This window comes from Amycolatopsis lexingtonensis (assembly GCF_014873755.1).
GTDB lineage: Bacteria > Actinomycetota > Actinomycetes > Mycobacteriales > Pseudonocardiaceae > Amycolatopsis > Amycolatopsis lexingtonensis.
Window position 1 is genome coordinate 5708558 of the sequence record NZ_JADBEG010000001.1, and the last position, 26366, is coordinate 5734923.

General features: G+C 71.6%; 24 protein-coding genes and 1 pseudogene. 7 read left to right on the forward strand and 18 right to left on the reverse strand.

The features are described 5' to 3' along the window. Positions 1-19: 19 nt before the first annotated feature. Complete coding sequence (locus H4696_RS25665) at positions 20-1114, forward strand: winged helix DNA-binding domain-containing protein (protein ID WP_338078701.1); 1095 nt, start codon at positions 20-22, stop codon at positions 1112-1114. Here the strand turns inward: H4696_RS25665 and H4696_RS51300 are convergent. Beyond that, positions 1092-1691, reverse strand: a complete 600-nt coding sequence (locus H4696_RS51300; protein ID WP_086863258.1) for a barstar family protein — start codon at positions 1689-1691, stop codon at positions 1092-1094. The genes H4696_RS25665 and H4696_RS51300 overlap by 23 nt on opposite strands. 87 nt (positions 1692-1778) lie before the next feature. Here H4696_RS51300 and H4696_RS25675 point away from each other — a divergent pair, with 87 nt between their 5' ends. From H4696_RS25675 to H4696_RS25685, 3 genes are all read left to right on the forward strand, one after another. Beyond that, a complete protein-coding gene (locus H4696_RS25675) occupies positions 1779-3242 on the forward strand; it encodes a flavin-containing monooxygenase (RefSeq protein WP_086863257.1) in 1464 nt (487 codons plus the stop codon). Next, entirely contained in the window at positions 3242-4900 is a 1659-nt protein-coding gene (locus H4696_RS25680) for a GMC oxidoreductase (protein ID WP_086863256.1), read from the forward strand. The genes H4696_RS25675 and H4696_RS25680 overlap by 1 nt, the downstream gene beginning before the upstream one ends. A gap of 63 nt (positions 4901-4963) precedes the next feature. Next, a complete protein-coding gene (locus tag H4696_RS25685; protein WP_086863255.1) occupies positions 4964-5446 on the forward strand; it encodes a pyridoxamine 5'-phosphate oxidase family protein in 483 nt (160 codons plus the stop codon). Here H4696_RS25685 and H4696_RS25690 read toward each other — a convergent pair. Together H4696_RS25690 and H4696_RS25695 are read right to left on the reverse strand one after the other, a co-directional pair. Next, entirely contained in the window at positions 5443-7155 is a 1713-nt protein-coding gene (locus tag H4696_RS25690) for a BTAD domain-containing putative transcriptional regulator (RefSeq protein WP_158104386.1), read from the reverse strand. The two genes, H4696_RS25685 and H4696_RS25690, sit on opposite strands and share 4 nt — an antisense overlap. Before the next feature lie 177 nt (positions 7156-7332). After that, positions 7333-8832 (reverse strand): glycosyl hydrolase family 18 protein, encoded by a 1500-nt coding sequence (locus H4696_RS25695; protein ID WP_192782531.1) that lies wholly within the window; start codon positions 8830-8832, stop codon positions 7333-7335. Positions 8833-8974: 142 nt separating this feature from the next. Between H4696_RS25695 and H4696_RS25700 the strand changes: the two genes are divergently transcribed. Continuing rightward, positions 8975-11353 carry a Tex-like N-terminal domain-containing protein gene (locus H4696_RS25700; RefSeq protein ID WP_192782532.1) on the forward strand — a complete coding sequence of 793 codons (2379 nt, stop codon included), beginning with the start codon at positions 8975-8977 and terminating at the stop codon, positions 11351-11353. 240 nt (positions 11354-11593) lie between these two features. On the opposite strand, the gene H4696_RS25705 is transcribed toward H4696_RS25700, so the two are convergent. The 4 genes from H4696_RS25705 to H4696_RS25720 are packed head-to-tail and all read right to left on the reverse strand — an operon-like array spanning position 11594 to position 14914. Then, a complete protein-coding gene (locus H4696_RS25705; RefSeq protein WP_086855766.1) occupies positions 11594-12004 on the reverse strand; it encodes a hypothetical protein in 411 nt (136 codons plus the stop codon). After that, positions 12001-12765 carry a 2-keto-4-pentenoate hydratase gene (locus H4696_RS25710; RefSeq protein WP_086855765.1) on the reverse strand — a complete coding sequence of 255 codons (765 nt, stop codon included), beginning with the start codon at positions 12763-12765 and terminating at the stop codon, positions 12001-12003. Before H4696_RS25710 ends, H4696_RS25705 begins: the two co-directional genes overlap by 4 nt. Beyond that, a complete protein-coding gene (locus H4696_RS25715) occupies positions 12762-13208 on the reverse strand; it encodes a nitroreductase family deazaflavin-dependent oxidoreductase (RefSeq protein WP_192782533.1) in 447 nt (148 codons plus the stop codon). The genes H4696_RS25710 and H4696_RS25715 overlap by 4 nt, the downstream gene beginning before the upstream one ends. Then, positions 13208-14914 carry an acyl-CoA dehydrogenase family protein gene (locus H4696_RS25720; protein ID WP_086855763.1) on the reverse strand — a complete coding sequence of 569 codons (1707 nt, stop codon included), beginning with the start codon at positions 14912-14914 and terminating at the stop codon, positions 13208-13210. Before H4696_RS25720 ends, H4696_RS25715 begins: the two co-directional genes overlap by 1 nt. A gap of 234 nt (positions 14915-15148) precedes the next feature. Between H4696_RS25720 and H4696_RS25725 the strand changes: the two genes are divergently transcribed. After that, positions 15149-16714, forward strand: coding sequence for a DEAD/DEAH box helicase (locus tag H4696_RS25725; RefSeq protein WP_086855762.1), 1566 nt, complete (start codon positions 15149-15151; stop codon positions 16712-16714). A gap of 77 nt (positions 16715-16791) precedes the next feature. On the opposite strand, the gene H4696_RS25730 is transcribed toward H4696_RS25725, so the two are convergent. The 8 genes and pseudogenes from H4696_RS25730 to H4696_RS25765 form a co-directional block, all read right to left on the reverse strand. Further along, positions 16792-17733 (reverse strand): acyl-ACP desaturase, encoded by a 942-nt coding sequence (locus H4696_RS25730; RefSeq protein ID WP_086855761.1) that lies wholly within the window; start codon positions 17731-17733, stop codon positions 16792-16794. A gap of 105 nt (positions 17734-17838) precedes the next feature. Continuing rightward, on the reverse strand, positions 17839-18054 hold the full coding sequence (locus H4696_RS25735; RefSeq protein ID WP_086855760.1) for a hypothetical protein: 216 nt from the start codon (positions 18052-18054) through the stop codon (positions 17839-17841). A gap of 287 nt (positions 18055-18341) precedes the next feature. Further along, a pseudogene (locus H4696_RS50290) lies at positions 18342-18881 on the reverse strand (helix-turn-helix domain-containing protein); the annotation flags it as partial. Positions 18882-18919: 38 nt separating this feature from the next. Beyond that, entirely contained in the window at positions 18920-19261 is a 342-nt protein-coding gene (locus tag H4696_RS25745) for a PadR family transcriptional regulator (protein WP_225955805.1), read from the reverse strand. A 42-nt stretch (positions 19262-19303) separates the two neighbouring features. Then, positions 19304-19672: a DUF1761 domain-containing protein gene (locus H4696_RS25750; RefSeq protein ID WP_086855757.1), complete on the reverse strand. Its 369-nt coding sequence runs from the start codon at positions 19670-19672 to the stop codon at positions 19304-19306. 84 nt (positions 19673-19756) lie between these two features. Next, on the reverse strand, positions 19757-20641 hold the full coding sequence (locus H4696_RS25755) for an ABC transporter permease (RefSeq protein ID WP_086855756.1): 885 nt from the start codon (positions 20639-20641) through the stop codon (positions 19757-19759). After that, complete coding sequence (locus tag H4696_RS25760; RefSeq protein ID WP_086855755.1) at positions 20628-21419, reverse strand: ABC transporter ATP-binding protein; 792 nt, start codon at positions 21417-21419, stop codon at positions 20628-20630. Before H4696_RS25760 ends, H4696_RS25755 begins: the two co-directional genes overlap by 14 nt. 19 nt (positions 21420-21438) lie before the next feature. Next, positions 21439-22497 (reverse strand): ABC transporter substrate-binding protein, encoded by a 1059-nt coding sequence (locus H4696_RS25765; RefSeq protein ID WP_086855754.1) that lies wholly within the window; start codon positions 22495-22497, stop codon positions 21439-21441. 314 nt (positions 22498-22811) lie between these two features. Here H4696_RS25765 and H4696_RS25770 point away from each other — a divergent pair, with 314 nt between their 5' ends. Beyond that, the gene (locus H4696_RS25770; protein WP_086855753.1) at positions 22812-23201 is read left to right on the forward strand and encodes a hypothetical protein; all 390 of its coding nucleotides are present in this window, start codon (positions 22812-22814) and stop codon (positions 23199-23201) included. Positions 23202-23264: 63 nt separating this feature from the next. Here the strand turns inward: H4696_RS25770 and H4696_RS25775 are convergent, their stop codons facing one another. From H4696_RS25775 to H4696_RS25785, 3 genes are read right to left on the reverse strand one after another with little or no spacing between them, the layout of a single operon-like run. Next, positions 23265-24269 carry an S-adenosylmethionine:tRNA ribosyltransferase-isomerase gene (locus H4696_RS25775; RefSeq protein ID WP_086855752.1) on the reverse strand — a complete coding sequence of 335 codons (1005 nt, stop codon included), beginning with the start codon at positions 24267-24269 and terminating at the stop codon, positions 23265-23267. Then, complete coding sequence (locus H4696_RS25780; RefSeq protein ID WP_192782534.1) at positions 24266-24937, reverse strand: SDR family NAD(P)-dependent oxidoreductase; 672 nt, start codon at positions 24935-24937, stop codon at positions 24266-24268. The genes H4696_RS25775 and H4696_RS25780 overlap by 4 nt, the downstream gene beginning before the upstream one ends. Positions 24938-24981: 44 nt before the next feature. Continuing rightward, complete coding sequence (locus H4696_RS25785; RefSeq protein WP_086855750.1) at positions 24982-26349, reverse strand: purine-cytosine permease family protein; 1368 nt, start codon at positions 26347-26349, stop codon at positions 24982-24984. Between the last annotated feature and the right edge of the window lie 17 nt (positions 26350-26366).

Sequence of the window (26366 nt, forward strand, 5' to 3'; positions counted from 1 at the left end):
GATCGTTAGGGTGAGCGGCGTGGAGACGTTGAGCCGACGGGCCTTGAACCGGGCGACGCTGGAGCGCCAGCTGCTGCTCCGCCGCGCGAAGCTGTCCGCTTTCGAGGCGGTCGAGCACCTGGCCGGGCTCCAGGCACAGGCGCCGTTCCCGCCGTACTACGCGCTGTGGCCGCGGCTGCACGGGTTCCGGCCGGCGGACCTGGCAGCGCTGCTGGAGAGCAGGCAGGTGGTCCGGATCGCGCTGATGCGCGGCACGGTCCACCTGGTGACGGCGGTGGACGCGCTGGCGTGGCGGCCGGTGGTCCAGGTGCTGTACGAACGCGACCTCAAGGCGAACACCCAGCACGCGGCTCCGCTGGCCGGCCTGGACCACGACGAGGTCGCCGCGGCGGCGCGTGAACTGCTTTCGCGCTCGCCGTTGTCGAGCACCGCGCTGGGCACGGAGCTGGCCCGGCGGTGGGACGCCCCGGCGGCGTCCCTGACCCACCTGGCCCGGGCGCGGCTGCCGCTGGTGCAGACCCCGCCGCGGGCGATCTGGGGCAAGGCCGGGCAGACGACGTACGCGTGCCTGGAGGACTGGGTCGGCTCCCCGCTCTCGCCGCCTTCGCCCGCTTCGCTGATCTCGCGCTACCTGCGCGCGTTCGGCCCGGCCTCGGTGGCGGACGTCCAGGCGTGGGCGGGCATCACCCGGCTCGGCGAGGTGGCCGCTTCGATGGACTTGCGGCGCTACCGCGACCCGGATGGCCGCGAGCTGATGGACCTGCCGGAGCTCACGGTGCCGGACCCCGACGTACCGGCCCCGCCGCGGCTGCTGGGGCCGTTCGACCAGACGATCCTGTCCTACGCCGACCGGACGCGGGTGATCTCCGACGACTACCGCAAGCGAGTCATCACGCAGAACGGGCTGGTCAAGGGAACCCTGCTGGTGGGCGGCTTCGTCCGCGGGTTCTGGGAGATCAAGACGGCGAAGAAGGCGGCGGTGGTCGAGCTGAAGCCGTTCGAGAAGCTGCCGAAGCGGGACTTGGCGGCGCTGGAAAGCGCGGCCGGGCAGCTGATGAGCTGGGCGGAGCCGGGCGCGGAGACCCAGGAGGTCAGGGTGCTGCCCGCAGCGTGACGCCGGCGGCTTCGAGCACTTCGCGGACTCGCGGCACCTCGGGACCCACGACGGTGAACGGGGCGGTCGCACCGAAACCGCCTCTCAGGCAGTCGGCGAGCGCGTCGAGGTTCCGGCCGAAGTACCCGCCCGGGCCATTGACCGCTTCGCCGAGCGCGCAGTAGAAGCTCGTCACGTCGGCGACGTGCGTGCCATCGACCTGGTAGCAGGCACCCGGTGGCCGGTCGGGGCCGTCCCCGGTGCGGTGCGCCAAGGCCGCGCGGAGCCATTCGACCCGGTCGTGCCCGGCCCAAAGGTTCTTCACGGCCGGCGGTCCGGCCGACCACAGCTCCCAGATCGGCCGCGCCGCCGGTGCGGGCGGGTCGTGGAGCGGCTCGCGCAGCACAAGGTCCGCGAGGTGGCCACCGCGCGGGAACCACTCGGCGATGTCGAGCCGGACCAGGCTCACCTCGGCCTCGATCCCGAAGCGGTCGACGGCGGCCAGTGCGTACAGCGCCGGGCGGATCTCGCGCCCGGCCGCCGCGCAGGGGATGCGCCGGTCGCCGTCGTCTTCGACCAGCACACACCGCGGGAGCACGTGCCGACCTTATCGTGGCCGGAAATCTCGATCAGGTGACCGATCGTGTCCTGTTGTCACAGCCCCTCGGTGCGTAGCTTTTTCCGCATGAGTAGTTCGGCGAAGGGGCCGTCGGTGCTGATCGTGGGCACCGGGTTCGGCGGCATCGGGACGGCGATCGAACTGAAGCGCGCCGGGTTCACCGACTTCACGATCCTGGAGAGCGCGGCCGAGGCCGGCGGGGTCTGGCGCGACAACACCTACCCCGGCGCCGCCTGCGACATCCCGTCGCCGCTGTACTCCTTCTCCTTCGAGCCCAACCCGCGGTGGCCGAAGCGGTTCTCGCACCAGCCGGACATCCTCGCCTACCTGCGCGGCGTCATCGCCAAGTACGGCCTCGAGCCACACATCCGGTACCGGACCGAGGTCACCGGGGCCGCCTTCGACGAAGCGCGCGGCGTCTGGCGCGTCGAGACGAAGGACGGCGAGACGTACGAAGCGAACGTCTTCGTCCCCGCCGTCGGGCAGCTGTCGCGGCCGGTGCTGCCGAACATCCCCGGCCGCGAGAACTTCGCCGGCGACGCCTTCCACTCCGCGCGCTGGGACCACGGCGTCGAGCTGGCCGGCAAGCGCGTCGCCGTGATCGGGACCGGGGCCAGCGCCGTGCAGTTCGTGCCCGAACTGCGCAAGCACGCCCAGCACGTCACCGTCTTCCAGCGCACGCCGCCGTACGTCATGGCGAAGTCCGACCCGACCTACCGGCGGTGGCAGCACTGGCTGTTCGAGCACCTGCCGCCCACGCAGCTGCTCGGCCGGCTGCGGATCTTCCTGCTCGCCGAGTACGCGACCTACGCGATGACGAAACACCCCGTGCTGGCCAAGATGTTCGAGCTGCGGACCGCGCAGCTGCGCCGCCGCCACATCAAGGACCGCGAGCTGCGCGCGAAGCTGACGCCGTCCTATCCCCTGGGCTGCAAGCGGATCCTCTTCACCAACGACTACCTGCCCGCGCTGGCCCAGCCGAACGTCGACGTCGAGACGCGGCGGATCACCGAGATCACCGAGAAGGGCGTCCGGGTCGAGGGTGGGACCGAGCTCGAAGCGGACGTCCTGGTCTACGGCACCGGGTTCGCCGCGACGGAGTTCCTCGGCCGGATGGAGGTGACCGGCCTCGGCGGGCGGTCGCTGCGGGACGAGTGGTCGGGCGGCGCGCGGGCGTACCTCGGCATGGCCGTGCCCGGGTTCCCGAACCTGTTCTGCGTCTACGGGCCCAACACCAACCTCGGCGCCGGGTCGATCATCTACATGATCGAGCGCCAGGCCCGCTACATCCGGCAGGCGGTGGAGCGGCTCGCCCGCCCCGGCGTGTCCTATTTGGACGTGCTGCCCGAGGTCGAGCAGCGCTACGACGAAGAAGTGCAGAACCGGCTGGGCCACAGTGTGTGGAGCGCGTGCACGAGCTGGTACCGCCAGGCCGACGGCCGCGTCACGACCAACTGGCCCGGGCTGGTCACCGAGTACGACCGCCGAACCCGGCGGCTCGACCCCGCGGACTACCGGGTGGTGGCGTGATGGACTACGACGTCCTGGTGATCGGTTCGGGCTTCGGCGGCAGCGTGACGGCGTTGCGGCTGACCGAGAAGGGCTACCGCGTCGGCGTGCTGGAAACCGGCCGCCGCTTCGCCGACGACGAGTTCGCCAAGACGTCGTGGCGGCTGCGGAAGTACCTGTGGGCGCCCGCGCTGGGCTGTTTCGGCATCCAGCGGCTGACGCTGCTGAAGAACACCTTCGTGATGAGCGGCTCCGGCGTCGGTGGCGGTTCGCTGGTGTACGCGAACACGCTGTACGAGCCCCCGGACAAGTTCTACGAAGACCCGCAGTGGGCGCACATCACGGACTGGAAGGCCGAGCTGGCGCCGTACTACGACCAGGCGAAGCGGATGCTCGGCGTGGTCGAAAACCCGGCGACGACGGCCGCGGACCGGGTGCTCCGCGAGGTGGCCGACGACATGGGCATCGGGCACACCTACCGCCGCACGCCGGTCGGTGTCTACTTCGGACAGTCCGGAGTGGACCCCTTCTTCGGCGGCGCGGGCCCGGCACGGCAGTCGTGCACCCTGTGCGGCGAGTGCATGACCGGCTGCCGGGTCGGGGCGAAGAACACGACCGTCAAGAACTACCTCTACCTGGCCGAGCAAGCGGGGGCGGTGGTGCACCCGCTGACGACGGCGGTGTCGGTGCGGCCGGTCGACGGCGGCTACGCGGTGGACACGGTGCGCACCGGCCGCCGCTCGCGCCGGACGTTCACCGCGACGCAGGTGGTGTTCTCCGCGGCCGCGCTGGGTACGCAACGGCTGCTGCACCGCCTGCGGGACAACGGAACCCTGCCGGACGTGTCGCCGCGGCTCGGCCTGCTGGCGCGCACGAATTCCGAGGCCGTGCTGGCGGCGCGGTCGTTGCGGAAGGACACGGACTACACGCGCGGCGTCGCGATCACGTCGTCGATCCACCCGGACGAGGTGACGCACGTCGAGCCGGTGCGCTACGGGCGCGGCAGCAACGTGATGGGCCTGATGGCGACGGTGCTGGTGGACGGCTCGCCAGGCCGCCGCCGCTGGGTGCTGGGCCTGCGCGAACTGTGGCGGCGACGCCGTGACCTCGTGCGGATCCACAACCCGCGGCACTGGTCGGAGCGGATGATCGGGCTGCTGGTGATGCAGACGCTCGACAATTCCGTGACGACGTACACGAAACGCGGGCTGTTCGGCCGCCGGATGACGACCCGCCAGGGTGCGGGCTCGCCGTCGCCGGAGTGGATCCCGGCCGGCCACGAGGTGACGCGCCGGGTGGCGGAGAAGATCGGTGGCCTCCCGCAGGGCGCGTGGACGGACATGCTGAACATCCCGATCACCGGCCACTTCATCGGCGGCTGCACGATCGGCGACTCCCCGGCGACGGGTGTGGTGGACCCGTACCAGCGGCTGTACGGCCACCCGGGCCTGCACGTGGTGGACGGCTCGGCGATCACGGCGAACCTGGGCGTGAACCCGTCACTGACGATCACGGCCCAGGCGGAGCGGGCGATGGCGTTCTGGCCCAACCTCGGCGAGGCCGACCCTCGTCCCGAACTGGGCGCGGAATACCGGCGGGTGGCGGCGGTGGCCCCGAAGAACCCGGTGGTGCCGTCGGACGCGCCGGGAGCGCTGCGGTTGCCGGTGGTGCCGCGGTGAATTCCAGGCAGCCACAAGCAATTCTCCAGAAGCCGCCCGCAGGTTCTCGCTAAGCTCGCCTTCGTGCAGCCCAACGAGGTCACCGACGTCCTGAACCGCCCCGCCAGCCAGGAACTCCTCGCCCGGAACATCGCGCGCCTCGGCTACGTCGCCGGAGACGGGACACCGCGGACGGTTCCGATCGGGTTCAGCTGGAACGGCACCGAAATCGTCCTCTGCACTGCGAAAAACGCCGCGAAAGTCAATTCGCTGCGCAAGAACCCCGCCGTCGCGCTGACGATCGACACCGAGGCCCATCCGCCCAAGATCCTGCTCCTCCGCGGGACCAGCACACAAGAGACCCTCGACCACGTCCCCGACGAATTCCTCCAGCAGGCAAAGGGAATGCCGCCCGAGCAGGCCGCCGCCTGGGAAGCCGAGGTCCGCGGGCTGTACGAAGACGGCATGGTGCGGATCAAGATCACCCCGTCCTGGGCGAAGCTGATCGACTTCGAAACCACCCTGCCCAGCGCGGTCGAAGAGCTGATCCGCCGCAAGAACGGCTAACCCGCCGTCAGTTCCGTGGCCACCGAGACGTACGCGCGGATCGCTTCGTTCTCCTCCGACGCGCGCCACACCGGGACCGCGAGCATCGGCGGGATGTCTGCCACCGGGATCACCCGCAGGCCCGGGAACGGGTAGCGCTCCAGCAGCGACACCACCGAGATGTGCAGGCCGATGCCGCGCGCCACCAGGGAAAGCATGTCCTCGGCGCCGATGCGGGTGCGGCCGATCAGCTGGGGGACGTCCTCCTCGGTGCGCGGGATCGGGCGGCCCGACGGCGTGACCGGCGGGGCCCACAGGTCGCGCGCCACCGGGTGGAGCGCCTTGCCCGGGTCGAGCAGGCGGTGGTCCGCGAGGTCCTCCAGGCTGACCGTCGCGCGCGCGGCGAGCGGGTGGTCGTCGCGCAGCAGCAGGCCGCGGGGCACGGTCAGCAGGGCCGGGCCCGTGCGCAGGTTCGGCTGCGCGAACGAGCGCGTGTCGCCGCCCGGGGACCAGTGCAGCACCAGGTCGAGGTCGCCCTCGGCGAGCAGGTCCGTTTCGTTCCAGCGCTGGCCGATCCGGGTCGGGGTCAGGGTCACGCGGCACGCCGGGTGGCGGCGCTCGAACTCCGTCGTCACGCGCGTCACCAGGTCGCCGCCGAGGCTCGCCACGTAGCCCACGCGCAGGCGGCCGCCGATGCGGCGCTCGGCCATCCGGGTCTCGGTGAAGATCGCCGCCAGCTCCGCCACGCCCGCGCGGGCGCCCGCGCGCAGCCGCTCCCCCAGCTCCGTCAGCCGGACGCCGCCTTCGCCGGACACCACCAGCGCGCCGCCGATCTCGGCCTCCAGCTCGCCGATCTCCTTCTCCAGCGCGTCGGCCGTGCTGCGGACGCGCCACGCCGCGGCTTCGAAGTCGCCTTCGCGCGCCACGATCAGCAACGTCGCGACCGCGCGGATCGCGGCCAGCTCGATCAGGGACCCGGTCCGGGCGCCGGCGCGCGCGAGCGGCGCGTCCAGCTCGGGGTCGCCGGCCAGGATCCGGCGGTGCAGCTCCCGCAGGGCCGGGCCCGGGTCGGCGCCGAGCGAGCCGGCCAGCCGCCGCCGGACGCGCTCGAAGTGCGCCAGCGCGTCCGCCTGCCGTCCGCTGCGGTAGTAGGCGAGGATCAGCTGGCCGGCGAGGCGCTCGTCGAACGGGTGGTCCGCGGCGACCCGGGGCAGCTTCGCCAGCAGCGCCGCGTGCCGCCCGAGCCGCAGCGAGACGTCGTTGCGGTCCAGCCGGGCCGCGTGCCGCTCGGCTTCCAGGCCCGCCCGGATCTCGGTCAGCCACGGCGAATCCAGCCCGGCGAACGGTTCTCCCCGCCACAGCGCCAGCGCGTCGTCGAAGAGCGCGGCCGCGGTGACGTCGCCGGCCGCGGCGCGGGCGAGCGCCACCTTCTCCCGGAACCGGTGCAGGTCCAGCGCGTCCAGGTCGACGCGCAGCAGGTAGCCGTGCGCGGTCCGCTCGATCACGCACCCCGCGGCGCGCAGCCGCGAAACGTAGCTCCGGACCGTCGCGGCCGCCCGGTGCGGCGGGTGCGCGCCCCAGACGCGCGTGACGAGCTGCTCGAGCGGCACCGGCCGGTTCGGCTCGGCCAGCAGGGCCGCGAGCACGTACCGGCGCCGCACGTGGCCGACGTCGAGGAGGGCGCCACCGGACTCCGCTTCGAGGGTGCCGAGCACGCGGTACCTGACCACCGCACTCCCTCCCCGACCTGCGGATTCCACGTTTCCGCAACGTTCGCACACACCTGTTCCGGCAGTGTAAGCGGCGCAGGCGCGTGTGCCGCGGGGGACGGCGCGCGCCCGGCTGGGGGTGTCATGAAGGGGCCCTTCCGGACTCGGTCCGGAAGGGCCCCTTCATGACGAGGACGGTTACGGCAGGCCCGCGAGCCCGGCCGACACCGTGTTGGCGAACCCGTACCCGTTCGACGCGTCCCAGTTGATCGACCACGTCATCGCGCCGCGGATCGCCGGGTAGGTCGCCGACGGCTTGAACGAGCCGCACGACGTGCCCTTGGCCAGGCAGTTCAGCGCCGAGACCGTGTTGGCCGGTGCCTGGTAGCCGCCGCCCGCCGCCTGCGACGACGCCGGCAGGCCGAGCCCGACCTGGTCGGCGCGCAGGCCGCCCTGCAGCTGGATGCAGGCCAGCGCGGTCAGGAAGTCGACCGTGCCCTGCGCGTAGACGCTGCCGTTGCAGCCGAGCATGGTGCCGGAGTTGTAGTACTGCATGTTGACGACCGTCAGGATGTCCTTGATGCCGAGCGCCAGCTGGAAGTAGCCGCCCTGCGTGGACTGCATGTCGATCGTCTGCGGCGCCATCGTGATGACCTTGCCGCCGCCGTTGTAGATGCTGCGCAGCGCCTGGCCCATGTAGGTGGCGTTGATGCCGTTCTCGAGGTCGATGTCGACGCCGTCGAAGCCGTAGTTCGCGATCAGCGACTTGACGCTGTTCGCGAAGTTGTTCGCCGAGGTCGAGTCGCCGACGCTGATCGTGCCGTTTTGGCCGCCGACGGAGATGATGACCTTCTGCCCGCGCGCCTGTACCGTCTTGACGTCGGCCTTGAACTGCGCGTCCGTGTAGCCGCCGAGCTGCGAAGACAGGCCCGAGTCGAGCGTGAAGCTCACCGCGCCCGGCGTGCCCGTGGCGTCGGCGAACGACACCGCGATGATGTTGTACTTCGTCGGGACGTCGGCCAGCTTCAGCGCCTTGGCGCCGTTGTAGAAGTTCTGCCAGTAGCCGGTGAGGACGTGCTTCGGCAGGTCACCCTGGGTCGGCGGCGGCGTGGTCGTCGTCGGCGGGGTGGTCGTGGTGGGCGGGGTCGTCGGCGTCGTGGGGGTGGTCGGCGTCGTCGGGGTCGTCGTCGGCGGGGTCGTCGTCGGCGGGGTGCCCGGGCCGTCGAGGCTGACGTCGTCGGCGTAGTACGTCGGCTGGGCGTACCAGCCGTGCAGGTACACCGTCAGCGACGTGCTCGAGCCGGTGGTGAAGCTCAGCGACAGCTGCTGGTAGCCGCTGGTGCCCGGCGTCCACGTGCTGGTCGTCGCGGAACCGGAAACGCCCAGGTAGACGTAGCTGCCCTGGACCCACGCCGAGAGCTTGTACGCCGTGTTCGCCGAAACGGTGAGCGTCTGCGAGCACTGCGCGGTGTCCGACGACGACGGCGACGCGCTCAGCGCGCTGCTCCCGCTGTGCACCGGCGTGCTCACCGCGGTCGGCGCGGTGGTGCAGGTCCAGCCCGAAGTGCCGGCTTCGAAGCCGGGGTTGGCCAGGATGTTCGCCGCCGAAGCGCTGCCGGCGAGCACGAACGTCACGCCGAGGCTCAGCGTGACCACGGAAAGTAACGAGAGCAGAGCGATGCGAACCTTGGGGACCACGGAAGACCTCCGCTGTGGTGAGGCAGGTCACCACAAAATGGACTAGACCAATCTGATTGTCAAGGAGCCCCATCCGAAAGTCGGGGCGGTGGAAACGGCAGAATGTGACGATCGGAGCCAGGCGAAGCGGGAGCGTGTTGGAGTGAGCGTGTCGGTCGAGCAGAAGATCGCCGAAGAACTGGGCGTGCGCGAAGGACAGGTCAAGGCCGCCGTCGAGCTGCTCGACGGCGGGTCGACCGTGCCCTTCATCGCGCGCTACCGCAAGGAAGTCACCGGCATGCTCGACGACGCGCAGCTGCGCACGCTCGAAGAGCGGCTGCGCTACCTGCGGGAACTCGACGAGCGCCGGCTCGCCGTGCTCGAGTCGATCCGGAGCCAGGGCAAGCTGGACGAAGCCCTCGAGGCCTCGATCCTCGCCGCGGACACCAAGTCGCGGCTGGAGGACATCTACCTCCCGTACAAGCCGAAGCGCCGCACGAAGGCCATGATCGCGCGCGAAGCGGGTCTCGAGCCGCTGGCCGACGGCCTGCTGAACGACCCGACCACGGACCCGCAGGCCGCCGCGGCGGTGTTCGTCGACGCGGACAAGGGCGTCGCGGACGCGCAGGCGGCCCTCGACGGCGCCCGCGCGATCCTCGTCGAGCGCTTCGCCGAGGACGCCGACCTCATCGGCGAGCTGCGCGAGAAGATGTGGGGCCAGGGCCACCTCGTCGCCAAGGTCCGCGCGGGCAAGGAGGAGGAAGGGGCGAAGTTCTCCGACTACTTCGACTTCTCCGAGCCTTACACCAAGCTCCCCTCGCACCGGATCCTCGCGATGCTGCGCGGCGAGAAGGAGGAGGTCCTCGACCTCACCATGTCGCCGGCCGAGCCGACCGACGAGCCGCAGGTCGGGCCCACCGACTACGAGCAGCGCATCGCCGCGAAGTTCGGCATCTCGCAGCAGGGCCGCCCGGGCGACAAGTGGCTCGGCGACACCGTGCGCTGGGCCTGGCGCACCAAGATCCTCCTGCACCTGGGCATCGACCTGCGGATGCGGCTGCGCCAGGCGGCCGAGGACGACGCCGTCCGCGTGTTCGCCTCCAACCTGCGCGACCTGCTGCTCGCCGCGCCGGCCGGCACCCGCGCCACGATGGGCCTCGACCCGGGCTTCCGCACCGGCGTCAAGGTGGCCGTCGTGGACGCGACCGGCAAGGTCGTCGACACCCACGTCATCTACCCGCACCAGCCGGCGAACAAGTGGGACCAGTCGATCGCCGAGCTCGCGGCGCTGTGCGCGCGGCACAAGGTGGACCTGATCTCGATCGGCAACGGCACGGCGTCGCGCGAGACCGACAAGCTGGCGCAGGAACTGATCAAGAAGCACCCCGAGCTGAACCTGACGAAGGCTGTGGTTTCCGAGGCGGGCGCGTCGGTGTACTCGGCGTCGGCCTTCGCTTCGCAGGAACTGCCGAACATGGACGTCTCGCTGCGCGGCGCGGTCTCGATCGCGCGGCGGCTGCAGGACCCGCTGGCCGAGCTGGTGAAGATCGACCCGAAGTCGATCGGGGTCGGGCAGTACCAGCACGACCTGTCCGAGGTTTCGCTGTCGCGCTCGCTGGACGCGGTGGTCGAGGACTGCGTGAACGCGGTCGGCGTGGACGTGAACACGGCTTCGGCGCCGCTGCTGACCCGTGTCTCGGGCATCACGACGGGCCTGGCGGAGAACATCGTTTCCCACCGCGACACGAACGGCCCGTTCCGCTCGCGGATGGCGCTCAAGGAGGTCGCGCGTCTCGGCCCGAAGGCGTTCGAGCAGTGCGCGGGCTTCCTGCGGATCCCGGACGGCGACGACCCGCTCGACTCGTCGTCGGTGCACCCGGAGGCCTACCCGGTCGTCCGGCGGATCCTGTCGAAGACGGGCACGGACCTGCGTTCGCTGATCGGCAACACGCGGACCCTGTCGGCCTTGAAGCCGGCCGACTTCGTCGACGAGACGTTCGGTCTCCCGACGGTCACGGACATCCTGGCCGAGCTGGACAAGCCGGGCCGCGACCCCCGCCCGGCGTTCAAGACGGCGACGTTCGCGGAGGGCGTGGACAAGATCGGCGACCTCAAGCCGGGCATGCGGCTGGAGGGCGTGGTGACCAACGTGGCCGCGTTCGGCGCGTTCATCGACGTCGGCGTGCACCAGGACGGGCTCGCGCACGTTTCGGCGCTGTCGAAGAACTTCGTGAAGGACCCCCGCGAGGTCGTGAAGCCCGGCGACATCGTGAAGGTGAAGGTGCTGGACGTCGACGTGCCGCGCAAGCGCATCTCCCTGACGCTGCGCCTGGACGACGAGCCGGGCGCCCCGTCCGGCAACCGCGGCGGCGGTGGCGGCGGCCAGCGCGACCGCGGCCAGGGCGGCGGTGGCCAGCGCCGCGGCGGCTCGGGTGGCGGCGACCGGCGCGGCGGCGGTGGCGGCCGCGGCGGCAACTCCGGCGGCGCCGGCGCCAGCGGCTCGATGGCGGACGCACTCCGCCGGGCCGGGTTCGGCAAGTAACGCGGTAGTTCGTGAGGGCCACCTTCCTCAAGGTGGCCCTCACGGCGTTTCAGCCGCACTGGAGCGTGCATCTCGCCCGGTCGAAGCGGCCCGCGCCCCGGCCACTCGGGCCACGGCGTGCCCCCGATCCGGCCGACGGGCGGGCCGTCGCCGCCGGGCACCAGGCGGATGCCCGGCCGGAACAGCCCGGCCCACGCGGAAGCCAGTTCGGCGGGCAGGTGTCGGCGGGCGAAAAACGGCTCAGCGGAGCGCGAAGAGCCCGATCGCGAACAAGGCCACCGGGACGACGGCCGCGGCCGAGCTGATCACCCCGGTCCCGTCGCGCCACCCGGACGGCGAGTCGTCCACCACCAGCCGGCGGACCAGTGCCGCCTCGATGACCGCCAGCAGCAGGAATCCGAAGCCGACGCTGAAGATCGCCGCCGCGCCCACGAACAGCAGTCCGGACGTCGACGCCGCCCCGAGTGGCACCGCGACTTCCCAGCGCACCAGCCCCGCGGCCACCGCGAGCAGGGCCAGCAGCGCCACGAAGGCGACGAGGAAACCGATCCGCGCGGTCGATTGGTGCTGCCCGCGCGCGAACCACCAGAAGCCCACGTCGAGCGCCCCGACGAGCACGGCGAGCACCAGGAATCCCGGCCGGATCCTCATGCGGCGAACCGCACTTCGACGCTGCCCAGCTCGCCGAAGTCCGCCACCACTTCGCCGCCCGCGTGGATCGGGCACGGCGGGGTGGCCGTTCCCGTCGTCACGATGTCGCCCGGGCGCAGCGAACGGCCGTGGCGGGGCAGCTCCATCGCCAGCCAGTGCAACGCCAGCCGCGGGTCGCCCAGGACCAGGCTTCCGCTGCCGCGGGAGAACTCCTCGCCGTCGGCGTGGAGGACCACCGGGCGGCGCGGGAGGTCGAGGTCGCGCCAGGCCGGGACCGCGCGGCCCTCGACGAAGCGGCCCGCGCAGGCCAGGTCCGCCAGCAGCTGCGGGCCGCCCGCGTGCTGGTGGTCGGTGTAGCGGCTGTCCGGCAGCTCCACCGCCAGGAACATCGTGTCGACCGCGTCGAGCACCCCGGTCAGCGACGGCGACGGGCCCGGGTCGGCCTTCAGCCGGAACGCGAACTCGGGTTCGGCGACGCCCATGGTCATCGTGTCGGCCGGGACCGGTTCGCCCTCGGTGTGGTGGAACCGCTCGAACATCGCGCCCGGCAACGGACCCGGGACGTCGAGGTACTGCCGGGCGTACACCGTGGTCGCGGCGATCTTCCAGCCCGACACCGGGCCGGCCAGCTCGGCGAGCGCCGCCTGGGCCGCCATGCCCTCGGCGGTGTCGCGCGGGCGGGCTTCGGGCGGCAGCCCGTCCAGGCGCTCGCCGGTCTGCCACGCGTCCCAGATCAGCTCCGCCGCCCGCTCTCGGTTCACGCTCGTGATCTTGCCAAGCGGAACACCGGGTGTCGATCGGCTTCCGCGGCGAAGGTCTCCGCAGGGTCGCTCAGCTTCGCGTCGAAGAACGGCGCCGTCACCGGGATCTTGCGGACGTAGGCGCGCAGTACCGGCCCCGCCGTGGCGGCGTCGGCCTCCTCGACCTCCCACGTCTCCCGCGTGCGGCCGCGCCGGAGCCGGGCGGCCGGGTCGGCACGCAGGTTGTGCACCCAGCCGACCTGCCCGTACGGCGAGACGAGCCAGCGCTCGCCGTCGACCTCGAGGACGTTGACCGGAGTGGTCCGGTCCACTCCGCTGCGGCGCCCGCGCGTGGTCAGCAGGAACCCGGTGCCGCCCGTGACCGGGATCCCGCGGGCCAGCAACGCCGTCACGACGACGTTCGCGGCCTTCCGCGTCACGCCCAGCCGGTACTTCCTCGCCATCACGGGGTCATAGCGTAGACCCCGGAAAGCTCCCGCACCCGCGCCCAGACGTTCTCGAACCGCGCGGCGTCCACGACCGGCTTCCGCAGCGCGGCCAGCGCGATCGCCTGCTGGGCCTCGGTCGAGCTCGCCTTGCCGTTGAGGTCGACCGCGGCGGCGCTGAAGTCCTGCACCAGCACCGCGAAGATCTGGTCGGCGACCTCGTCGTCGAGGCCGGTGATCCGGGCCTGCTCCAGGACCAGCTGGCCGTACACGATCAGCGTGAACAGCTCGGTCAGCGCGAGCCCGAAGTCGAGGTCGGCCTGCTGCGCCTCGTCCGGCGCCGCCTCGGTGAGCAGCTTGACCAGGTAGCCGGCCTGCTCGGTGAACAGCGCGACGTTCGGGATGTGCGCGGCTTGCGCGTACGCGGTCTTCCAGTCGTGGAAGCGGACCTTCGACAGGCCGCGCGCCGGGCCCTGGCGGAAGAGGAACTCGTCGTCCGCGGCGTCGGTGCGCGTGCCGACCGGCGCGTACTCCTGCGGCGCGAACAGGTACGCGGGCATGAACTTCGCGATCAGCGCGAGGTTCACCGCCACCGTGCCTTCGAGCTTCGGCAGGCCGTCGATGTCGTTCTTGGACATCGCCAGGTAGGTGTCGGCTTCGAAGCCCTTGGCCGCCACGACGTCGGCGACCAGGCCGATCACCTTCTGCGCCTCGGTCGTCACCTTCATCTTGGTGATCGGGTTGAACAGCAGGTAGCGGCGGTCTTCGGCGTTCGCGCTGCGGAAGTAGTCGACGGCGCGGTCGGAGAACAGCTTCATCGCGGTCAGCCGCGCGTAGGCCTCGACGAACTCGCGGCGCACGTGCGGGAAGTCCGTCACCGGCTTGCCGTACAGGACGCGGTTGTGCGCGTGCGTGATGGCTTCGTACAGCGAGTGCGTCGCCATGCCGATGCCGCCGAAGCAGAGGTTGAACTTGCCGATGTTGACCGTGTTCAGCGCGGCGCTGAAGGCTTCGGCGCCGACGTGCAGGATGTCCTCGGCGCGCACCGGGTAGTCCTCGAGCCGGAACTCGGCGACGTACATCTGCGACGGCACCACGTTCTTGACGACGTGGTAGTTCGGGTGCTCGGAATCGGCGTAGAAGAAGACGTACTGGTCCGGGCCCTCGACGCCGTCGATCCGGCCGAAGACCGACACCGTGCGCGCGCAGTTGCCGTTGCCGATGTAGTACTTCGAGCCGGTGGCGCGGTAGCCGTCGCCGTCCTTGGTCAGGACCATGTCGGACGAGTAGATGTCGGCGCCGTGGTCCTTTTCGGACAGTCCGAACGCGCCGACGCCGCCGGCGTCGAGCGCGGCCGCGGCGCGCTCACGGGCGTCCGCGTTCGCGCTCTGCCACACCGGTCCGAGGCCGAGGACGGTGACTTGAAACGGGTACCAAAAATTCAGGCCATAGAACCCGAGGATTTCCGCGAGGGCCGCGATGCGGCTGGTGTCCCAGCGCTTGTCCGGGTTGCCACCGGCGTTCGCCGACGGCGTCAGGAAGGTCGAGAACAGGCCTTCCTTGCCCGCGAACTCGAGGAAGTCCGCGTAGAAGGTGCGGTTGTGGTAGTCCTCGGTCAGCTTCGCCTTGCCGCGCTGCTCGAACCAGTCGATCGTGGCGCGCAGCAGGCGCCGCGTCTCGGCGTCGAAGTGCGCCGGGTCGTACTCGCGCGGGTTCAGCAGCATGGTGGTCCTCCTCAATTACCGACCGGTAACTTAGCAAGGTCACGCGAGTGCGGGCAATCTCACTGGGGATAGGTCACTCTCGTTGGGTACACTGATCATGCGGGCCGCTCAGTTCTGCCTCGGCCCGCTGCTGTTGTCGACTACCACGCGCCGCGGCCGTTGACCGGTCTGCGCCGGGCAGGACAACCCTTCTCAGGTTACGGAGACCAGGGCACACCCGTGCCCGCACGACTTATGAGTACTTTCGCTGAACTCGGCCTGCCCACCCCGCTCGTGGCGGCGCTGGCCTCCCAGGGCGTCACCGAGCCCTTCCCCATCCAGGCGGCGACCCTGCCGCACACCCTCGCCGGCCGGGACGTCCTCGGCCGCGGGCGCACCGGCTCCGGCAAGACGTACGGCTTCGTGCTGCCCGTGCTCACCCGCCTCGCCGCGGGCCCGACGCGGCGCAAGCCGGGCCGTCCCCGCGCGCTGATCCTGGCGCCGACCCGCGAGCTCGCGACGCAGATCGAGGCGTCGATCCTGCCCCTGGCCAAGCCGCTGGGCCTGAAGGCGACCACGATCTTCGGCGGCGTGAGCGCGAACCCGCAGATCACGAAGCTGCGCGACGGCGTCGACATCGTCGTCGCCTGCCCCGGCCGGCTCGCCGACCACATGCGCTCCGGGCACGTGAAGCTCGACGCCGTCGAGATCACCGTGCTGGACGAGGCCGACCACATGGCCGACCTGGGCTTCCTGCCCGAGGTCCGGCGGATCATGGACGCCACCCCCGAGCGCGGCCAGCGGCTGCTGTTCTCGGCGACGCTGGACAACGGCGTCGACGTGCTGGTCAAGCGGTTCATGGACGACCCGGTCACGCACAGCGTCGACTCGGCCCAGTCGCCGGTTTCGACGATGGAGCACCACGTCCTGCACCTGGAGGAGACCCACCGGCTGCCGGTGCTGGTCGACCTGACCGCGGCGCCGGGCCGCACGCTGGTGTTCACGCGGACCAAGAGCCGCGCGAAGGCGCTGACGCGCAAGCTCGTGGCTTCCGGCGTGCCGGCTGTGGAACTGCACGGCAACCTGGGCCAGAACGCGCGGACGCGCAACCTCGAGGCGTTCTCCTCGGGCACGGCGAAGACGCTGGTCGCGACGGACATCGCGGCCCGCGGCATCCACGTCGACGACGTCCGGCTGGTCATCCACGCGGACCCGCCGGTCGAGCACAAGGCGTACCTGCACCGCTCGGGCCGCACGGCGCGCGCGGGCGCGTCGGGCACCGTGGTGACGCTGATGACGGACGCGCAGGTCCGCGACGTGCGCGACCTCACCCGCAAGGCGGGCATCAAGCCGACGACCACCCAGCTCGGACCGGGTCACCCGCTGCTGGCGGAGCTGGCGCCGGGCGAGCGCACGTTCTCGAAGGCGCCCGCGGTCGACAACCGGCCGAAGAAGGTCACGGCGTCCGGCGCGGCGCCGGGTGGCGGCCGCGGCCGTCGGGGCGCGGCGCCGAAGGAGAACCGCGGCGGCCAGCAGGCTCGGACGCGACGTGAGGACCAGCCCCGCTCGGGTGGCTCGCGCCGCTCGGGTGCTCCGGCCGCGGGCGGCTCCCGCCGGTCGGACGCCCCCGCTTCGGGTGGTTCCCGGCGCTCGGGCGCTCCGGCTTCCGGCGGCGCCGCTTCGGGCGGCTCCCGCCGGTCCGGCGCTCCGGCCGCGGGCGGTTCACGACGCTCAGGCGCCCCGGCGACGGGCAACCGTTCGGGCGGCGCGGCGGCGTTCTCGTCGGGCACCCGCGCGGGCGCCCGGCGCACCGGCCGCTGACCCACCCCCGCCAAGGCCGTGAATGCCACATCGAGGGACTTTAGGTCTCTCTATGTGGCATTCACGGCTTTTTGCCGTCAGAGAGCGGGGAGACCGCGGGCGGCGGCCCGGGCGGCCGCGGCGTCGCGGCGCTCCTCGAAGCGCGCGGCCTGCGTGTCCAGGGTCTTGATGAACGTGGCGAGCTCCTGGCGCGCGGTCTCGCCGACCTCGCCGAACCCTTCGCGGTCGAACACCTTCCAGTACCGCAGCAGCGGCATGACGACGTCGTCGTGGTGGATGCGCAGGTCGTAGATGCCGGCCTTGGCGATGATCGCCGCCTTGCGGGCGAAGCTCGGGATGACCGCGCCGGGCATCGCGAAGTCGAGGACCTCGTCGGTGATCGCCCGCATCGTCGCGTCCGGCGAGATCTCGAACGCCGCCTTCACCAGGTTCCGGTAGAAGACCATGTGCAGGTTCTCGTCGGTGGAGACGCGCGTGAGCAGCTTCTCGGCCAGCGGGTCCTGCGTGTAGCGGCCGGTGTTGCGGTGCGAAAGACGGGTCGCGAGCTCCTGGAACGAGACGTAGGCGCAGACCCGCAGCAGCGGCTTGTCCCCGGTCTCGTAGCCGGCCTGCATGGTCGCCATCCGCATCCGCTCGAGCTCGACCGGGTCGACCGCGCGGGTGACGAGCAGGTAGTCGCGGATGCAGATGCCGTGCCGGCCCTCCTCGGCCGTCCAGCGGTGCACCCAGGTGCCCCAGGCGCCGTCGCGGCCGAAGGCGCGCTCGATCTCGCGGTGGTAGCTGGGCAGGTTGTCCTCGGTGAGCAGGTTGACCTCGAGCGCGGTCCGGGCGATGGGCGAGACCCGCGACTGCTCCGGATCCCACGCCTCCCCGCCCAGATCGGCAAAGTTGCGTCCCTCGCTCCAGGGCACGAACTCGTGCGGCATCCACTCCTGCGCGGCGGCGAGGTGGCGGTTGAGGTTCTCCTCGACCGTCCCCTCGAGCTCGTACATGAGTGCGGTGCTCTCGGGAACGGTCATGCGCGCGTCCTTCCGGGGATCGGGGGCGTGACCTACGGAACCGTAACTTACGGAGCCGTAGGTAACGTCAACGAACACCCGGATGGCCGTGTTCCGCGACCTGCGTCACTGCCGCCGGCTTTTGACCCACCACCAGGCCCCGGCACCCGGCACGACGGCGAGCAACCCGGCCCCCACGCCGGCCGGCAGGAGCGCGACCGCGGCACAGAATTCGGCCATGAGCAGGGCGGCACCGAGGATGACGATCCGCAGGAGGCGGATGGTGTTGCGGGTCCGTTCGGCGGAGGAGACCACCCGAGCGAAGGCGTCGGCCACCTTCACCGGGCCAGCTCCCGGGTCTCGCCGTCACCGCGGAGCGCGAACCTGAGGAGCGGGACGCGGACGACCAGCCGGAGCACGTACGCCAGCTGGGCCCGGCGCGGGTGGGGCGCCTGGGCCAGGTCGTCGAGTTCGCTCAGGTACTCGTCGCAGTAGCGTTCGCGGTCGATGACGGGGAGCACCCGGGAGGCCCGCCTGATGACCCACTGGGACGCCGGAGCCGCCTGCCGCCTGGCCGCGCGTTCCGCAGCCGCCGCCGGTGGCTCGTGGCTTTCGACGAGCGGGGGCTCCGCCAGCGACCGCAGGTTGCCGACCGCCGCCTCGAGCCGCTCCTGGACCGGCACCGCGGCTTCGGCCTGCTGCAGACTCTCCGCCCAGGACAGCTCCGAGGCGACGGCGTCGCGGCAGAACCCGCCGCCGTACTGGTAGTCCAGCTCCCGCAGCGCGCGTGTGGCGGCCTCCACCTGGCGCACGTCGGTCATGCCGATCCGGGCGGGCGCCGGCGTGCGCGCCCGTCCCGCCGACCAGGTGCCCGATTCCGGACCGAACACCGCGGCGGCCATCGTGACCTGGGTAGCGTGCGCGAGGAACCTCCGTCGCTTGGCGGACTCGTCGGCGTCCACCCGGCCCAGGTGCCCGTACGGAATGCCCAATCGGCCGACGATCTCGGCGAACGCGTTGCCCCCGACGGCCTGGCGACCGGTCAGGATCGCCGCGACCTCGGGCTGGGACTGACCGGTCATCATGGCGATCTGCCGCCGCGAGACGCCGCGCCCGCGAAGCAGGCGATAGACGGCGCCGGTATCACGGGCGGCGAGGGCCCTTCTCATCTCCGGCTCGTTCCAAGCACCCGCGGGGATGTCCCTGCTCACGAGACGCCACCCGCCTGCCCGGGACGCAGCCGGGCCAGCGCTTCGACCGCCGGAGCCGCCCGGTGGAGCGCTGCCCGAACGGTCGCCAGGCTGTTTGGGTCGAGCCGGTAGTACCGCCTCCTCGGCCGGCCTTCCTCGCGGGCGTCGATCTCCTCCCAGCGGCTCGTCAGCCACCCCGCCTTCTCCAACCGGGCAAGAATCGGGTGGATCGTGCCGCTCGGAAGGCCGGCCGCCTCACCGAGCTGGAGGCCATACATCTCGCGGTTCGGGTCGTCGATCAGGACGTGCAGGACCAGCTGCGTGGGCAGCGTCATGCGGGGTCTGCGGTCACCAGCCATGCCAGAACTCTACCTAGCCCCTAGATAGAGTTCTAGGCAGGGTCAGGCGCCCACGATCACCGCCACGAGGACGATCTTCAGCAGCCAGTCGCCCGCGTGCAGGGCCGCCAGCCGGACCGGGACGCGCTCGTGCAGTACCGAGCCCGCCAGGATCACCGCCGGGAAGGCCGCCCACAGCAGCAGTGCCAGCCCGACGGAACCCGGCACCCCGCCGACCCCGACCGCCGCCGACAGAGCCGCGAACGCCGCCACCAGGACCAGCGTGCGGCCGAACTCCGCGCCGGCGCGCCAAGCCGATGGTCGGGACGGCGCCGCGGCGGGGGTGAGGCGGGCCCGGAGCCCGCCGAACGCCGTGTACCAGACCGAACTCGCCACGAACGCCGCCACCGACGCCACCAAGACCGCGATCACAGACCTCAACTCCTTCGCCGGGGACCCTTGCGAAGGAGACGTCGAGGCCGCGAAGCCGGCTTCGACACCGGGGCGAAGAAACTTTCAGAGCGACGCGGTGAGCCCCCGCGCCCGCAGTACCGCACGTTCCAGCGGCCGGAACACCACCAGCTCGATCCCCACCCCGACCAGCAGGATCAGGAAGATCGCCGCGATCACCGTCTCCATGCTGTTGAACGACGACCCCTGGTTCAGGTACGCGCCCAGCCCGACCCCGAGCTGCGGCGACAGCGCGATCAGCTCCGCCGCCATCAGCGAGCGCCACGAGAACGCCCAGCCCTGCTTCAGCCCCGCGAGGAAGCCCGGCAGGGCCGCCGGCAGCAGGATGTGGCGGGCCGATGACAGGCGGTTCGCGCCCATCACCTGGCCGACCCGGGGCAGGATCGGCGGGATCTGGTCGATGCCGGACACCAGGCCGTTCGCGATGGACGGGACCGAGCCCAGCAGGACGACGAAGTAGATCGCCGCGTCGTTGATGCCGAACCACAGGATCGCCGCCGGGACCCAGGCCACCGACGGGAGGCTCTGCAGGCCCGTCAGCAGCGGGCCGATCGCCGCGCGGACGACGCGGACCTTCGCCACCACCAGGCCCAGCGGGGTGCCGATCAGCACGCCCGCGAGGAAGCCGAGCGCCGCGCGGTGGACCGACGTCCAGACGAAGCCGAAGACCTTGCCGTCGACGACGTTGCTCCAGAACTCGTCCCACACCGCCAGCGGCGCCGGCAGCTGCGACTCCGGCCAGAAGGCCGCCGCCCAGAGGATCTGCCAGACGACGACCAGCACCACCAGCGCGCCCAAGGGCGGCAGGAATCCCCAGGCGAAGCGCTTCCAGAAGCTCGGACGGCGCTCCCCCACCGGGGCGTCGAGGGCGTCGAGGCCGGAGCCGACGGCCTCGAGGTCCTCGACCTCCGACCGGTCAAGCTGCGGCATGGGTGCTGATCACCTCGCGCAGGTGGCCTGTGATTTCCTCGGTCAGCTCCTCGGGGTCGGCCAGCGGCACGTCCGTCCACTCGCGCACGACCCGGCCGGGCCGCGACGACAGGAGCACGACCCGCTGCCCGAGCCGGACCGCTTCGCGCACGTCGTGCGTCACGAACAGCACCGACGTGCTGGTGCTGCGGTAGACGCGCAGCAGTTCGCCCTGGAGGCAGTCACGGGTGATGGCGTCGAGCGCGGCGAACGGCTCGTCCATCAGCAGCAGCGACTGCTCCGGGTCGCCGCCGACGCGCAGGGTCGCCGCCAGCGCGCGGGCCAGTGCGACGCGCTGGCGCATGCCGCCGGACAGCTCGTGCGGCCGCTTGTTCGCCGCGTCGGTCAGCCGGACCAGTTCCAGCAGCTCGGCGGCCTTTTCGCGGCGCTCGGTCCGGCCGAAGCCGGCCAGCCGCAGCGGCAGCTCCACGTTGCGGGACGCGGTCAGCCACGGCATCAGCGCGGCTTCCTGGAACATGACCGCGGGCCGCGACGTGTTCAGCGTGATCTCCCCGGCCGACGGCGCGTCCAGCCCCGCGACGAGGTTCAGCAGCGTGCTCTTGCCGCAGCCGGACGCGCCCAGCAGGCAGACGAACTCGCCGGGCGCGACCGTCAGGTCGACGCCGTCGAGCGCGACGACCGCGCGGCCGGTCGGGCCGAACGTCTTGCGCACTCCGTCGAGACGCACCGCGGTCGTGCCGGTGAACCTGGCCCGGCCACTGGGGAGGGTCGTGGTCATCGCTGGCAGCCTCTCCGGATCACTTGGTCAGTTCGGAAGCTTCGACGGCGGGGAGGTTCTTGGCCTTCAGCACCTCGTTGAGCGGGCCGAAGTCGGCGAAGCCCTTCAGCGCCACCGCCGACTTCACCACGCCTGCCGTCACCGAGTCCTGCGCGAGCTGCGGGAATTCGGCGGGGATGGGATCGGTGGTCAGCTCGATGCCGGAGAACGCGCGGTCCAGGACCGCTTCGCTCAGGGTACTGCCGGCCAGCTCCTTGAGAGCGCCGTTGACCACCGTCTTCGCCTCCGCCGGGTTGGCCTTCGCCCAGTCGATCGCGGCCAGCTCGCCCTTGAGCAGCGCGCGGACGGTGTCCGGGTGCTGCTGCAGGAACTCGCTGCGCACGATCACGACGGTGGTCGGGAAGCGGCCGCCGGGCCACAGCGTCTTCTCGTCGACGAGCACCTTCGCGCCGGCGTCGAGGACCAGCCGGGACGCCCACGGTTCGGGCAGCCAGCCGCCGTCGACCTCGCCCTTCTTGAAGGCGTCGAGCGTCTTCGGGTTGTCGAGGTTGGTGATCTTGACCTGGTCGGTCAGGTTCTTGCCGGCCAGGAACTTCTTGAGCGCGACGTCCTGGGTGTTGGCCAGCTGCGGCGTGGCGATGTTCTTGCCCTTGAGCCCCTCGACGCTCGTGATGTCCGGCTTGACGACCAGCTGCGCGCCGCCCGAGACGGCGCCGGAGACCAGTTGGATGGCGCCCTTGGACTTGGTGAAGGCGTTGATCGCCGGGCCGGAGCCGAGGAAGGCGACGTCGAGGGAGCCGCCGAGCAGGGCGTTGACCTCTTCGGGGCCGGCGTTGAACGTCTGGGTGGTGAGCTTGGTCGAGCCGAGCTCGTTCTTGAAGAAGTCCTTTTTGGCGCCGATCAGCGCGGGAGCGTGGGTGACGTTCGGGAAGAACCCGACCCGGACCTCGCCGGCGGCACCCTGGTTGGCGGCCGGCGCGGCGCTGCTGTCCGCGCGTGAACAGCCGGCGAGCACGCCCACGACGGTCAGGGCGGCCAGCGCCGAGGCCAGGAGGCGGGTTCTGTGGTGGGTGCGCACGTCGGTGTCGCCTTTCGGGATCGGTGTTCGGGGCGAGGTTCGCACGGTCACCCACTGGGGCGCATAGCCATCCGCATCCCGGGAAACCTCGTGAGATTCCTTGACATCGGCGGCACGTGCCCCTAGTGCGGGCCGTTCGACCAGGTGAAGCGTGGTGCGGCACGAGCATGCGGGGTGAACCGGCCGGACGCGAGCATCCGCGGGGCGGTCCCGGCATCCGGGAAGAAGGCCGTTTCGGAGAAACCCGGTACCGCGGGCAACCACCGGCGTCACCCGGACGTGGTATGGGTGACGACCGATCCGGGAGGGAAGAGATGACGAGCACCGCACACCGACGGGGCCGCGGGGCCGCCGGCGTCCGAGTGGCGCTGGTCGTGCTGTTCATCGGGCTGGGCCAGGCGTCCTTCGAGTGGCTCCGGTCACTCGGCATGGACGCGGTGACGAGCCTGGTCGTCTGGGCGATCCCGGTCGCGACGGGTGCGGCCGTGGCGCTGGTCCTGTGGCTGGCTTCGGACCGCGCGTTCTCACTGCGCGTGTGGGGCCCGGTGGCGATCTGCATCCCGGTCTACATCGGCGGCGCGTTCGGCCTGGCCACGGCGACGGCGAGCCTGGTGGCTTCGATCGTGAGCGGCGTGGGCCTGGGCATCGCGGCGGTGGCGGTGGCGGGACTGGTGCGGTCCCGGCGGCAGGCGACCAACGCTTGAGACCAAGTCCGTGAATGCCACATCGAGGGCCTTTACGTCCCTCGATGTGGCATTCACGGACCATCAGCGGCGCAGCAGGAGCGACACGTCCCCGAACTCGTGCCACAGGTACCGCCGCTCCACCGCCGCGTCGTAAGCCCGCTGGACCCGCTCACGGCCCACCACCGCCTCCAGCAGCAGCAGGTGCGACGCCTCCGGGGCGTGCAAGCCCGTCACGATGCCGTCGACCACCCGGGCCGGGCGGTCCGGGCCCAGCACCAGGTCCGTCCAGCCTTCGGCCGCGCGGACTTCCCCCGAAGAGAACGCCGACTCCAGCGCACGAGCCGCCGTCGTGCCCACCGCGATCACGCGGCCTCCCCGGGACCTGACCCACGACACCAGCGCCGCCGTCGTCGCCGGGACGCGGAAACGCTCCGGCTGGGGTGGCTCGTCCGCCTCCGGCGACGACACCCCCGTGTGCAGCAGCAGCGGCGCGAACAGCACACCATCCGTCACCAGGCGGGTCACCAGCCCGGTCGTGAACGGACGGGCCGCCGAGGGCATCTCCGCGCTGCCCGGCTCGCGGGCGAACACCGTCTGGTAGTCCGACAGCGGCCACGCGCGCGGGACGTACCCGTAGCGGATCGGGCGGCCCGCCGCGGCGAGGAAGCCCGGGACCGGGCCTTCCACCGCCACCGAAGCCCGCCACAACCTCGGCGTCGTCGACGACAACAGCGTCAGCGACGCGCCGCCGGGCAGCTCCAGGACCTCGCCCGGGCGGCCGTCGAGCAGCGGGCCGCCGGGGGCGCGCAGCTCCACGATCCAGTCGCCGTCGTCCAGGGGCGTAGCGAAGTGGACGACCACCGGGCGCCCGGACCGGACCGCGTCCACCGCCGCCGGCAACGTCCCCGAGGTGTTCACCACCAGCAGGTCGCCCGGCCGCAAATGCTTGCCCAGTGCCGAAAACACCGTGTGGTGGACGCCCGACGGACCGGCGACCAGCAGGCGGACCTCGTCCCGTGCCAGGCCGCGGGCCTCAGGTGGGGCCGACGCCGACAACTCCGAAGGCAGGTCGAACCGGACGTTCATGCGTTCACCAGCAAATCCGCGACCCGGTAGCGGCCGCTCGGCGGGCGTTCGCCGAGCAACCGCAAGAACCCCGGGACCGCCGACGACGGCAGCGGGCGGTCCGAGATGTCCTCGCCCGGGAACGCGCGCTGGTGCATCGCCGTGCGCAGGTCGCCCGGGTCGACCGCGTACACCGCCAGGTCCGGGTGCTCCGCGCCGAGCACGGCCGTGAGCTGGTCGAGCGCGGCCTTCGCCGAGCCGTAGCCGCCCCAGCCTTCGTACGGCTCGACGGCCGCGTCCGAGCTGACGTCGATGATCGTCCCGCGCGAAGCCGTCAGGGCGGGCAGGAGCAGCTGCGTCAGCGCCAGCGGCGCGAACACGTTGACGCGGTAGACGTTTTCCAGTTCCGCCACGGGATAGTTCTTCAGGGACGGCAGCGGGCTGACACCCAGCGAGCTCGCGTTGTTGACGAGCAGGTCGAGCGAAGGGCAGGCTTCGGCCAGCTGAGCGCGGTGCGCCGGGTCGGCGACGTCGCCGGGGACGGCCGTGAAGCCGATTTCCCTTGCGGCTTCGGACAACGCGGTCGCGTCGCGGGCGTCGCCGACGACCGTCCACTGGCGACTCACCAGAGCCGCCGCGAGGGCGCGGCCCAGACCGGCGGACGCGCCGGTCACGAGTGCGGTTGGCATGGTTCCTCCTCCGAGGGGTACCACACCATCGTTAAACCTCTACATTACTTGAGGTCAACCGTGCGCCGCAGCGGGAAGTACGCCGCCAGCGAAACGACGAACCCGACGTAGTAGGCGAGATCCGCGCCGTGCAGCGCCGCCGCGACCGGTCCGGTGTAGAGGGACGTGTTCATGAACGGCACCGCCGCGCCGAACCCGAGCACGAACGCCACCACCGCCGCCCACGGCCGCACGGACACCGAAGCCAGGACGTCCACCCGGCGGCCGCCGCGGGTGCGCGCGAGCCAGTCCGGGACGACCACGCCGAGGAACGGCGGGATCCAGTAGCTGACGAACAGCAGCACGTTCTCGAACTTCGCGGACAGGTCGCCGCTGTGCATCCAGAGGATCAGCGCGAACGCCAGCACCGTCACGACCACCGCCGACACCGGGCGCCGCAGGCGGACGCCGACGGTCTGCAGGGCCAGTGATCCGCTGTAGTCGTTCATCGCGTTCGACGACACCGCCGCCAGCGCGATCACCGCCAGCGCCAGCGCGCCCAGGAACCCGCCGCCGAGCAGCTTCGCGACGCCGGACGCCGTCTGGTCGCCCAGCGACGACCCCAGCGCGAGGCCGAGGCCTTCGCCGATCGCGTACGACACGACCAGGCCGAGCAACGTCGCCCAGAAGACGCTGCGCGACGACGTCGACGCGGGCAGGTAGCGGCTGAAGTCCGAGGCGTAGGGCGCCCAGGAGATCGCCAGCGACAACGTGATCGTCGTGAACAGGACGACGCCGCCGGCCAGGTCGGCGCCCGAAGCCGTGTCCGCCGTGGCGATCGGGTGTCCGGAAAGGACTTTCACGGCGAGCGCGGCGAACGCGAGCACCAGCAGCACGCTCATCACCGCCTGGACGCGGTGGATCAGCGCGTAGCCGAACACGCCGAGCGCGCACTGCAGCACCAGCACGATCAGCACCGCCGCCCAGAACGGCAGCCCGGTCAACTCGGCCAGCGCCTCACCGCCGAACAACCCGACCAGCGCGTCCCACGCGATCGAACCGAGCCACTGCACCAGGCCGGGCAGGACGACGCCGCCGCCGAACGGCAGCCGGGCCAGCGGCAGCTGGCCGGTGCCGGTGCGCGGGCCCCACGTCGACAGGTACGCGACCGGCAGCGACCCGAGTACGGTGCCGGCGAGCATCGCGGCCAGCCCGGTCCAGAACCCCAGGCCGAGCGACGCGGCGAGGGTGCCGGTGAACACCGCCGTCATCGTCAGGTTGGGGGCGAACCACACGCTGAACAGTCGCCACGGGCGGCCGAACCGGTTGCCCTCCGGCACCGGCGCGATACCGTGGGTTTCGATCGCCAGGTCGCCGCCACCGGCGGGCATCCGCCCGCCGAAGACCTCGGCGTCCAGACCACGTCCGCTCATTTCCTGCCTCCCGTTCG